Genomic DNA, 12,218 nt, shown 5'->3' on the forward strand with positions numbered 1-12,218 from the left:
ACGCTTAAACTTCCAGCCAGTTCATGATCCCGTCAGCCGCTTTACGACCTTCGGCAATGGCGGTCACCACCAGATCGGAACCACGCACGATGTCACCACCGGCAAAGATTTTCGGGTTACTGGTCTGAAAGGCGTTTTCGTTACCTTCCGGGGCAATGATCCGACCCTGCGAATCCAGCTCAACGCTGTGTTCTGCCAGCCATTCCATGCTGTGTGGGCGGAAACCAAACGCCATGATCACCGCATCTGCCGGAACAATATGTTCTGACCCTGCCACGATCTCCGCGCGGCGACGGCCTTTAGCGTCCGGTTCGCCCATTTCGGTGCGCACCATTTTCACGCCGCTGACTTTACCGTTGCCATTCACTTCAATACCCAGCGGCTGGACGTTGAATTTGAACTCAACGCCTTCTTCTCGCGCGTTTTTCACTTCGCGACGGGAACCTGGCATGTTCTCTTCATCACGACGATAGGCGCAGATAACGTGCTTTGCTCCCTGACGCACGGAAGTCCGCACACAGTCCATCGCGGTATCGCCGCCGCCAAGCACCACCACGCGCTTGCCTTCCATGCTGACGAACGGTTCGTCGTGGGTTTCGCCAAAGCCCATCAACTGTTTGGTGTTGGCGATAAGGAACGGCAGCGCCGCGTACACACCATCGGCGTCTTCGTTTTCCAGCCCGCCGCGCATTGACTGATAAGTCCCGACGCCAAGGAACACGGCATCGTAATCTTTCAGTAGATCGTCAAGCTGTACGTCACGGCCCACTTCGGTATTGAGCCTGAATTCAATACCCATGCCGGTGAAGATTTCACGGCGGCGCGTCATCACCTCTTTTTCCAGCTTGAAGGCCGGAATGCCGAAAGTCAGCAGGCCGCCGATTTCCGGGTGACGGTCGAAGACGACAGCTTTGACACCGTTGCGCGTCAGGACATCCGCACACGCCAGACCCGCCGGACCTGCGCCGATAATCGCCACTTTTTTATCGGTTTGCTTCACGCCGGACATATCCGGGCGCCAGCCCATTTCGAACGCTTTATCATTGATATAACGCTCAATATTACCGATGGTCACTGCGCCGAACTCATCGTTCAGGGTACAGGAACCTTCGCACAGACGATCCTGCGGGCAGACACGTCCGCACACTTCCGGCAGGGTATTTGTTTGATGCGACAGTTCTGCCGCTTCAAAAATACGTCCCTCGTTGGCGAGCTTCAGCCAGTTCGGGATGTAGTTGTGTACCGGGCATTTCCACTCGCAGTATGGGTTGCCGCATGACAGGCAGCGATCAGCCTGTGCTTTGGCCTGGCCTTCGGAAAACGGCTCGTAAATTTCAACAAACTCAATTTTGCGGATCTTCAGCGGTTTCTTTGGCGGATCAACGCGCTGCAGGTCGATAAATTGATAAACATTCTGACTCATTGTTGCTACCCCTTACTGCGCCTGCACGCGCAACTCTGCTGCGCTACGACTACGGTGACCCAGCAGTGCTTTTACATCACTGGACTTCGGTTTAACCAGCGCGAATTTAGTGGCGAAGGTTGACCAGTTAGCCAGAATTTCTTCGCCACGCTGGGAACCAGTATGCTGCACATGCTCGGTGATAAGACCACGCAGATGCTCTTCATGGATCGCCAGAGAGTCCACGCTTAAGACCTCCACCAGTTCCGGGTTAACGCGTTTGCGGAAATCACCACTTTCGTCGAGAACGTAAGCGAAGCCGCCGGTCATGCCCGCGCCGAAGTTAACGCCAGTTTTACCCAGAATACAGACGATACCGCCCGTCATATATTCACAGCCGTTGTCGCCAATACCTTCTACCACGGTAATGGCACCGGAGTTACGCACGCCAAAACGTTCACCCGCGCGGCCTGCGGCATACAGACGACCACCGGTCGCACCATACAGGCAGGTGTTGCCGATAATGCTCGCCTCATGGCTGCGGAAGGCCGAGCCAACCGGAGGACGAATGGCGATTAAGCCGCCCGCCATGCCTTTACCGACATAGTCGTTGGCATCACCCGTCAGATACAGCTCCACGCCGCCCGCGTTCCACACGCCGAAACTCTGGCCTGCGGTGCCGTTGAAGTACGCTTTAATCGGATCGGCAGCCAGTCCCTGATCGCCGTGCGTCTGGGCGATATAACCTGAAAGCGATGCGCCGACAGAACGGTCGGTGTTACGAATATCGAACCAGAAGGTTTTGCTCTGGCGCTCATCGACAAACGGTTTCGCCTGTTGCAGCAACTGCGCATTCAGCAGGCCGTTATCAAACGGCGGGTTGTTTTCGGTGCAGTAGAGCGCCTTGCCAGCCTTAGGCTCGGCAGTCTCCAGCAGCTTCGACAGCGCCAGTTTTTGCTGTTTAGCGGTGAAACCGTCCAGCTCTTTCAGCAGGTCGGTGCGACCAATCAGATCCACCAGACGTGTTACGCCCAGCTGTGCCATCAGCTCGCGGGTTTCACGGGCGATAAATTCAAAGTAATTCGTCACCTTGAACGGCAGGCCGTGGTAGTGATTTTTACGCAGTTTTTCGTCCTGAGTTGCCACGCCGGTGGCGCAGTTGTTCAGATGGCAAATACGCAGATATTTACAGCCGAGCGCCACCATTGGGCCAGTGCCGAAGCCGAAACTTTCCGCGCCGAGGATGGCTGCTTTGATGATATCGACACCCGTTTTCAGGCCGCCATCAACCTGCAAACGGATCTTATGACGCAAGCCGTTGGCAACCAGCGCCTGTTGGGTTTCAACAAGCCCCAGCTCCCACGGGCAGCCTGCGTATTTCACCGATGAAAGCGGACTTGCGCCGGTGCCGCCGTCATAGCCTGCGATGGTGATCAAGTCCGCATAGGCTTTCGCCACGCCAGTCGCGATAGTGCCAACGCCCGGTTCGGAAACCAGCTTCACGGAGATCATCGCTTTCGGGTTAACCTGCTTGAGGTCGAAAATGAGCTGCGCTAAGTCTTCGATAGAGTAGATATCGTGGTGCGGCGGCGGGGAGATCAGCGTCACGCCCGGCACCGAATAGCGCAGTTTGGCAATGTAAGGAGTGACTTTGTCGCCCGGCAACTGACCGCCTTCGCCCGGCTTCGCGCCCTGGGCGACTTTAATCTGAATGACGTCGGCATTGACCAGATACGCCGGAGTAACCCCAAAGCGACCGGAAGCCACCTGCTTGATGCGCGACACTTTGTTGGTGCCGTAGCGCGCCGGATCTTCACCGCCTTCACCGGAGTTCGAGTTACCGCCGATGCTGTTCATCGCTTCCGCCAGCGCCTCGTGGGCTTCCGGGCTTAACGCGCCGATAGACATCGCAGCGGTATCGAAGCGTTTAAACAGTTCGCTTGCCGGTTCAACATCAGCAATGTTGACCGCGTTTTCACCCGGCGTAATTGCCAGCAGATCGCGCAGCGTGGTTGCCGGACGCTCATTAACCAGCTTCGCGTATTCCTGATAGTCGCTGTACTCGCCGCTCTGTACCGCCTGTTGCAGCGTGCGCACGACGTCCGGGTTGTAGGCGTGGTATTCGCCGCCGTGCACGTATTTCAGTAGGCCGCCCTGGCTGATGGGTTTACGCGCCAGCCAGGCTCGTTTTGACAGATTCAGCAGATCCTGCTGGAAGTCTTCAAAGCCTGCTCCGCCAATGCGGCTGACCGCGCCCTGGAAGCACAGGCTCACAACGTCATCGTGCAGACCGACCGCCTCAAACAGTTTCGAGCAGCGGTAAGAGGCGATGGTGGAGATGCCCATCTTGGACATGATTTTGTACAAGCCTTTGTTGATGCCGTTACGGTAGTTGAGCATCACGGTACGATAATTTTTGGCAATCGCGTGGGTGTCAACCAGGCGACCCAGCGTTTCATAGGCAAGGTACGGATAAATAGCCGTCGCGCCGAAGCCTAGTAACACGGCGAAGTGGTGCGGATCGCGGGCGCTGGCGGTTTCGACGATGATGTTGGCGTCGCAACGCAGGCTTTGATCGACCAGACGGGTCTGGATCGCGCCAACCGCCATCGGGGCCGGAACCGGCAGGCGATCTTTAGCGATATTCCGGTCGGAAAGCACCAGCAACACGGTGCCGCTACGCACCATTTTTTCGGCTTTATCGCACAGCTCTTTGACCGTCGCTTCGAGCGTGGTTTTGGTTACATCAAAGGTGATGTCCAGCGTATCTGCGCGGTAGTGCTCCTCTTTCATCGTCGTAAGTTGTTTGAAATCGGAGTAGAGCAGAATCGGCGATTTAAAGCTTAAACGGTGCGCCTGGCCTTCTGCTTCACAGAAGACGTTCATTTCACGACCGATGCTGGTGGCGAGCGACATAACATGCGCTTCACGCAGCGGGTCGATTGGCGGGTTAGTGACCTGGGCAAACTGCTGGCGGAAGTAGTCGTAAATAATGCGCGGCTGGCTGGAGAGTACGGCGAATGGGGTGTCGTCGCCCATCGAACCGACCGCTTCCTGGCCGTTTTCGCCCAGCACACGGATCACAGAGTCCAGTTCTTCCGCGCTGTAGTTAAACTGTTTCTGGTAACTGGCAAGCGTGTCGTCGTCCAGTTCGCGGCTACCTACTTCTTCATCGGGCAAGTCTTCAAACGGCACCAGGCGGCGAACGTTTTTCTCCATCCACTCTTTATATGGATGGCGGCTTTTCAGGTCGTCATCGGTTTCTGCCGAGTGCAGAATACGCCCACTGCGGGTGTCGATCACCATCAGTTCGCCTGGCCCGACGCGGCCTTTTTCGACTACTTCGTCAGGTTGGTAATCCCAGATGCCGACTTCAGAGGCGCAGGTGATGAGTTTATCTTTGGTGATGACGTAGCGCGCCGGACGCAGACCGTTACGGTCGAGGTTACAGGCAGCGAAGCGACCGTCAGACATCACGATGCCCGCCGGGCCATCCCACGGCTCCATATGCATGGAGTTAAAATCGAAGAACGCGCGCAGTTCCGGATCCATATCCGGGTTGTTCTGCCAGGCGGGTGGCACTAACAGACGCATGGCGCGGATAATATCCATCCCGCCCGCCAGCAGCAGTTCCAGCATGTTATCCATTGAACTGGAGTCAGAACCCGTTTCGTTGACGAAGGGTGCAGCGTCGTGCAAATCCGGGATCAGCGGCGTCTGGAATTTATAAGTACGGGCGCGCGCCCACTGACGGTTACCGGTGATAGTGTTGATTTCGCCGTTGTGCGCCAGATAGCGGAACGGCTGCGCCAGCGGCCAGCGCGGCACGGTGTTGGTGGAGAAGCGTTGATGGAACAGGCAGATAGCTGATTCCAGACGCAGATCAGCAAGATCCAGGTAAAAGCGCGGCAAATCCGCCGGCATACACAGACCTTTATAGATGTTGACCAGATTCGACAGGCTACAGACGTAGAAGTCTTTATCGGCCTCGAGACGTTTTTCAATGCGGCGACGGGCGATAAACAGACGGCGCTCCATATCGCGCGGACGCCAGCCTGCCGGGGCGTTCACAAAAATTTGCTCAATGCGCGGCAGCGAGGAGAGGGCGATTTCACCCAGTACACCTTCGTTGGTAGGGACATCACGCCAGCCGACAATCGACAAGGTTTCGCGTTGTAGCTCTTCTTCAACGATGCGGCGTGCGGCGGCGGCGAGTTCAGGATCTTTATTCAGGAAGATCATCCCGACGGCGTAGTTTTTCGCTAAACGCCAGCCGCGTTCCTGCGCAACGATGCGAAAAAAGCGATCCGGTTTTTGTAACAGCAGACCGCAACCGTCACCGGTTTTACCATCAGCGAGAATCGCGCCACGGTGCTGCATACGGGCCAGTGCGTGTATTGCAGTACGCACTACCTTGTGGCTAGGTTCGCCTTCTATGTGGGCGATCAGGCCGAAACCACAGTTATCCCTCTCAAGGGATTTATCGTACAACATATCGTGAACCTCCCCCAGGCTCTGCGGGAACCCCACTACCGAACCGCTGCGCACGGGCACAGAAAGAGCATGGCGACGGGGTTTGCGTTTCATACGCTTACCTCGCATTCGCCCCCTTTTTTGTCCTTTTCGCATCAGTTAATACGGTGAAGAGGGGAACTCAATTACTGCATAAATATGATGAGCAGGCTGCTCATCCAGAAAGCTTCCAGCGGATTTCCAACTTATCGGGAAAGCTGATACAGGTCAAATGGCAAGCTTATTGGTCTGGAAATGTGCTTTAGCGCAAAACTATTTGTTAATTTATTGAATTTAAACTGAATTTGTTGTTCTTTATTAATGGGAGGGGAAAAAGGAAAACGTTGAGTGCCTGACTACTATAGCGGCGTGTTAACCCTTATCCTGCCTTGAATTGACGTTTGAAGCAGTGTTTTATACTGCCTTAAGAGGAAAAGGCATTTCATGCTACTGTTTTTGTTTAAAATCCATTAGCGGATAAAAAAATCCGACGCAAGATAAGCAAAAGTAATTTATGTGCTATTGCATTAAATTTCAGTAATTGTGATTTATTATGCAGTTGATATAAGCAGGCCGGGGCGATTGATCCAGGTCATCGCCGAATTGAGCTAAAAATGGCAGGCTTTGGCCTCTTTTCAAGGCGCGGTCTATCAGATTATGCAGTTACAGAAATTAGTCAATATGTTTGGTGGGGATCTTACCCGTCGTTACGGGCAAAAGGTGCATAAACTGACGCTGCATGGCGGTTTTAGCTGCCCGAATCGTGACGGAACCATCGGACGCGGCGGATGCACATTCTGTAATGTTGCTTCGTTTGCCGACGAAGCACAGCAGCATCGCTCCATTGCCGAACAACTGGCGCATCAGGCGAATCTGGTTAACCGCGCGAAACGCTATCTGGCCTACTTTCAGGCTTATACAAGCACCTTTGCGGAAGTTCAGGTGCTGCGTTCCATGTATCAACAGGCGGTGAGCCAGGCCAATATTGTCGGTTTGTGTGTTGGTACGCGCCCGGACTGCGTGCCGGATGCGGTGTTGGATCTGCTTTGTGAATATAAAGACCAGGGCTACGAAGTGTGGCTGGAGCTGGGGCTGCAAACCGCGCATGACAAAACGCTGCATCGCATCAATCGCGGACATGATTTTGCCTGCTATCAGCGCACAACCCAGCTGGCGCGTCAGCGTGGACTGAAGGTGTGTTCTCATTTAATTGTTGGCCTGCCTGGCGAAGGGCGGGCTGAATGTTTGCAAACGCTGGAGCGAGTGGTTGAAACCGGCGTGGACGGCATAAAGCTTCATCCGCTGCATATCGTGAAAGGCAGTATTATGGCGAAAGCCTGGGAAGCGGGGCGTTTGAATGGCATTGAACTGGAGGATTACACGCTAACCGCCGGGGAGATGATTCGCCATACGCCACCGGAGGTTATCTACCACCGAATTTCCGCCAGCGCCCGTCGCCCGACGCTACTTGCTCCGCTGTGGTGTGAAAATCGCTGGACGGGAATGGTCGAGCTGGATCGTTATCTGAATGAACATGGCGTACAAGGATCGGCGCTGGGACGTCCGTGGCTACCTCCAACGGTGTAGGCCATTGAGGGGAATTCCGCATTTCTCACACAATTTATAACGTAACTGTCAGAATTGGGTATTATTGGGGCAGGTTGTCGTGAAGGAATTCCCTAATGAAGCAAATTCGTCTGCTGGCACAGTATTATGTTGACCTGATGATGAAGTTAGGTCTGGTGCGCTTCTCAATGTTGCTGGCGCTGGCCCTTGTCGTTCTCGCCATTGTGGTACAAATGGCGGTGACCATGGTGCTGCATGGTCAGGTCGAAAGCATTGATGTTATTCGTTCTATCTTCTTTGGTCTGCTGATTACGCCGTGGGCGGTCTACTTTCTTTCGGTGGTTGTAGAGCAACTGGAGGAGTCACGACAACGTCTGTCACGGTTAGTGCAAAAACTGGAGGAGATGCGTGAGCGCGATCTGAGCCTCAACGTTCAGTTAAAAGACAATATTACCCAGCTTAATCAGGAAATTGCCGTTCGTGAAAAAGCGGAAGCTGAATTGCAGGAAACCTTCGGTCAGCTGAAAATTGAAATCAAAGAGCGTGAAGAGACACAAATTCAGCTCGAACAGCAATCCTCTTTCTTACGTTCCTTCCTTGACGCCTCTCCAGACCTGGTTTTTTACCGTAACGAAGATAAAGAGTTTTCCGGCTGTAACCGCGCAATGGAATTGCTAACCGGGAAGAGCGAAAAACAACTGGTTCATCTGAAACCTGCTGATGTTTACTCACCGGAAGCCGCCGCGAAAGTCATTGAGACCGATGAAAAAGTGTTCCGTCATAATGTGTCACTGACCTATGAGCAGTGGCTGGATTATCCCGACGGACGCAAAGCCTGCTTTGAAATCCGTAAAGTGCCGTACTACGACCGCGTGGGTAAACGCCACGGTTTGATGGGGTTTGGTCGTGACATTACCGAGCGTAAGCGGTATCAGGATGCGCTCGAACGTGCCAGCCGCGACAAAACGACTTTTATCTCCACCATCAGTCACGAATTGCGTACACCGCTGAATGGTATCGTTGGTTTAAGCCGCATTCTGCTGGATACCGAACTCACTGCTGAGCAGGAAAAATATCTCAAAACCATCCATGTTTCCGCCGTCACTTTGGGGAATATTTTTAACGATATTATCGACATGGATAAGATGGAGCGGCGTAAAGTTCAGCTTGATAACCAGCCGGTTGATTTCACCAGTTTCCTTGCCGATCTGGAAAATCTCTCCGCATTGCAGGCGCAACAAAAAGGGCTGCGTTTTATTCTGGAACCGACGCTACCATTACCGCATCAGATCATTACCGACGGTACGCGTTTACGGCAGATCCTGTGGAATCTCATCAGTAACGCCGTCAAATTCACCCAGCAAGGGCAGGTTACCGTGCGCGTGCGCTACGATGAAGGCGACATGCTGCATTTTGAAGTGGAAGACTCTGGCATCGGTATTCCGCAGGATGAGCTGGATAAAATTTTTGCCATGTATTATCAGGTGAAAGACAGTCACGGTGGTAAACCTGCCACCGGCACCGGCATTGGCCTGGCGGTTTCTCGTCGGCTGGCGAAAAATATGGGCGGCGATATCACCGTCACCAGCGAACAGGGCAAGGGTTCTACCTTTAGGTTGACGATCCACGCACCGTCGGTGGCAGAAGAGGTCGATGACGCGTTTGACGAAGACGATATGCCTTTACCGGCGCTGAATGTGCTGCTGGTGGAAGACATTGAACTGAACGTTATTGTCGCGCGTTCTGTACTGGAAAAATTGGGTAACAGCGTTGATGTAGCAATGACCGGCAAGGCGGCGCTGGAGATGTTTAAACCAGGCGAATACGACCTGGTATTGCTGGATATTCAGTTGCCAGATATGACCGGGCTGGATATCTCTCGTGAACTGACGAAGCGTTATCCGCGCGAAGATTTACCGCCGCTGGTGGCTTTAACCGCCAATGTGCTGAAAGATAAACAAGAGTACCTCAATGCTGGAATGGATGATGTGCTGAGTAAGCCGCTTTCCGTACCGGCGCTAACCGCGATGATCAAGAAATTCTGGGATACCCAGGATGATGAGGAGAGCACGGTGACGACAGAAGAGAACAGCAAATCTGAAGCATTACTCGATATACCCATGCTGGAACAGTATCTCGAACTTGTAGGGCCGAAGTTGATTACCGATGGACTGGCGGTGTTTGAGAAAATGATGCCGGGCTATGTGAGTGTACTGGAGTCGAACCTGACGGCGCAGGATAAAAAAGGCATCGTCGAGGAAGGGCATAAAATTAAAGGCGCGGCAGGTTCAGTGGGGTTACGCCATCTACAACAGCTGGGTCAGCAAATTCAATCTCCTGACCTTCCTGCGTGGGAAGATAACGTAGGTGAATGGATTGAAGAGATGAAAGAAGAGTGGCGTCACGACGTAGACGTGCTGAAAGCGTGGGTGGCAAAAGCCACTAAAAAATGACCCCGGCTAGACCGGGGTGCGCGAATACTGCGCCAACACCAGGGAAATCTTGGCTGCGCCGTAAATTATTATGATGAGTTACAAGGGCGCAGCACTGTTTTTCAGGCCGCACGCAGTTAAGATAGCAAATCTTAAATGATTTGTTACATGAATCAGTTAAATGTGTGATGCGTAGCATTTTTATTAAAAAGATTAATGTGTTTCAGTCAGTTGCGAAAGGATGATCACAATGAAGAAAATTGGCGTAGTTCTGAGCGGGTGCGGCGTCTATGACGGTTCTGAAATTCATGAAGCGGTGTTGACGTTGTTAGCTATTTCACGCAGCGGTGCGCAGGCGGTCTGCTTTGCGCCGGATAAGCAGCAGGTTGACGTTATCAACCATTTAACCGGCGAGGCGATGGCGGAATCGCGCAATGTGCTGATTGAAGCCGCGCGTATTGCGCGTGGTGAGATCCGTCCTCTGGCTCAGGCCGATGCTGCCGAACTGGATGCGTTGATTGTGCCGGGTGGCTTTGGCGCGGCGAAGAATTTAAGCAATTTTGCCAGCCTTGGCAGTGAATGCACCGTTGATCGTGAATTAAAGGCGTTGGCGCAAGCGATGCATCAGGCCGGTAAACCGCTTGGTTTTATGTGTATTGCCCCGGCGATGCTGCCGAAAATTTTCGATTTCCCGCTGCGTTTGACCATCGGTACTGATATCGATACCGCAGAAGTGCTGGAAGCGATGGGCGCGGAGCATGTGCCATGTCCGGTCGATGATATCGTTGTTGATGAAGACAGTAAGATTGTCACTACACCGGCTTATATGTTGGCACAGAACATTGCGGAAGCGGCGAACGGCATTGATAAGCTGGTTTCTCGCGTGCTGGTTCTGGCTGAATGAGTAAAAGCCGCTTAACGGCGTTCGGTTTCGTTCGTCGTTTTCTTCTGCGGTTAGTGGTTGTCCTCGCCGTTTTATGGGGCGGGGGCATCGCGTTGTTTAGCATAGCGCCCGTTCCGTTCTCAGCGGTAATGGTCGAGCGACAGGTCAGTGCATGGCTGCACGGCAATTTTCGTTACGTGGCACATTCTGACTGGGTCAGTATGGATCAAATATCGCCGTGGATGGGGCTGGCGGTGATTGCCGCAGAAGATCAGAAATTCCCTGAGCACTGGGGCTTTGATGTCGCTTCCATTGAGAAAGCTCTGGCGCACAACGAGCGCAATGAAAATCGTATTCGCGGCGCATCAACGCTTTCCCAGCAGACAGCCAAAAACCTCTTTTTATGGGATGGACGTAGCTGGATACGTAAAGGGCTGGAAGCAGGTCTGACATTGGGGATAGAAACGGTCTGGAGCAAAAAACGCATCCTGACGGTTTATCTGAATATTGCCGAATTTGGCGATGGTGTGTTTGGTGTTGAAGCCGCAGCGCAACGCTATTTCCATAAACCCGCGAGCAAACTCACTCAGTCGGAGGCTGCCTTACTGGCAGCAGTACTTCCGAACCCACTACGCTTTAAAGCTTCCGCACCCTCAGGCTACGTGCGTAGCCGTCAGGCGTGGATTTTACGGCAGATGCATCAGTTGGGCGGTGAATCTTTTATGCGGCAACATCAACTGGATTAAGCTTCGCGCGAGGTGAGGGAGAGTTTCTTGTTCTCACTGAGTTGTGCGTCTTTCTTCAGGGCAACCGATAACGCGGGTTGAGCGATAAAACGTTGCCACAACCGCTCTTGTTTACGTAAACAACACCACTTCGACCAGGTCGCTAACGGAATCCACGTGCTTTCACCAATGTTGTCACAGACGACGGGAATAATTTCTGACTCGCTGATGCGGTGACAAAGAATATTCTGCGGCTTCAGCGACATCGTCACAATGCGGTTATCCTGCAAATAACGCTTCAATTGTTTCAGTAGCTGGCGCAGTTGCGCGATATCTTCTTCGTAACGGCATTGTTCAGCAAATTCGGTCAATGTAATAGACGGTTTGCCATCAAAATCGGCAATGACATCGTAGACATAACCGGTCCCGCAATCAGTTTCAACCGTACCGTGATAGCGTGGAATACCGCTCCAGTCTTTTAACCGACGACCAAGATGCGCGTAGTACTTTAACTCACGGCGGATCTCTTTATCACCACCGTCGCCACGGTGATAGACAATCTTGATACAGCGTTGGGCATCTTCCGGATGCGCGTAACATTTCCGATGTCTTCCGGTGCCCAGGGGACTTTGTTCAGATAAGCGAATCATGCCATCTCCTGGAAATATTTTCTGACAGTCTCCAGTATGAGGGCTTAA

7 protein-coding genes are annotated in these 12,218 nt (G+C 53.1%); 4 read left to right on the forward strand and 3 right to left on the reverse strand.

Features of this window, described 5'->3' with window-relative positions:
• Nucleotides 1–4: 4 nt before the first annotated feature.
• Complete coding sequence (gene gltD / locus WES_RS18405) at nucleotides 5–1,423, reverse strand: glutamate synthase subunit GltD (RefSeq protein WP_000081650.1); 1,419 nt, start codon at nucleotides 1,421–1,423, stop codon at nucleotides 5–7.
• A 12-nt stretch (nucleotides 1,424–1,435) separates the two neighbouring features.
• Nucleotides 1,436–5,896 (reverse strand): glutamate synthase large subunit, encoded by a 4,461-nt coding sequence (gene gltB, locus WES_RS18400; protein WP_032147813.1) that lies wholly within the window; start codon nucleotides 5,894–5,896, stop codon nucleotides 1,436–1,438.
• 675 nt (nucleotides 5,897–6,571) lie between these two features.
• On the opposite strand from gltB, the gene WES_RS18395 reads away from it, so the two are divergent.
• The 4 genes from WES_RS18395 to mtgA all read left to right on the forward strand — a co-directional run bounded on the left by WES_RS18395 (nucleotide 6,572) and on the right by mtgA (nucleotide 11,541).
• Complete coding sequence (locus WES_RS18395) at nucleotides 6,572–7,501, forward strand: tRNA modification radical SAM protein MnmL/YtqA (protein ID WP_016159482.1); 930 nt, start codon at nucleotides 6,572–6,574, stop codon at nucleotides 7,499–7,501.
• 95 nt (nucleotides 7,502–7,596) lie between these two features.
• Entirely contained in the window at nucleotides 7,597–9,933 is a 2,337-nt protein-coding gene (gene arcB, locus WES_RS18390) for an aerobic respiration two-component sensor histidine kinase ArcB (protein ID WP_000809800.1), read from the forward strand.
• Between the two features lie 229 nt (nucleotides 9,934–10,162).
• Nucleotides 10,163–10,816, forward strand: a complete 654-nt coding sequence (gene elbB, locus WES_RS18385; protein WP_016159481.1) for an isoprenoid biosynthesis glyoxalase ElbB — start codon at nucleotides 10,163–10,165, stop codon at nucleotides 10,814–10,816.
• Nucleotides 10,813–11,541 (forward strand): monofunctional biosynthetic peptidoglycan transglycosylase, encoded by a 729-nt coding sequence (gene mtgA / locus WES_RS18380; protein WP_000047058.1) that lies wholly within the window; start codon nucleotides 10,813–10,815, stop codon nucleotides 11,539–11,541. The genes elbB and mtgA overlap by 4 nt, the downstream gene beginning before the upstream one ends.
• Here mtgA and yrbL read toward each other — a convergent pair.
• Nucleotides 11,538–12,170 (reverse strand): PhoP regulatory network protein YrbL, encoded by a 633-nt coding sequence (gene yrbL / locus WES_RS18375; protein WP_000620403.1) that lies wholly within the window; start codon nucleotides 12,168–12,170, stop codon nucleotides 11,538–11,540. The two genes, mtgA and yrbL, sit on opposite strands and share 4 nt — an antisense overlap.
• Between the last annotated feature and the right edge of the window lie 48 nt (nucleotides 12,171–12,218).

Source organism: Escherichia sp. KTE31 (assembly GCF_000407925.1).
Classification (GTDB): Bacteria; Pseudomonadota; Gammaproteobacteria; order Enterobacterales; family Enterobacteriaceae; genus Escherichia; species Escherichia ruysiae.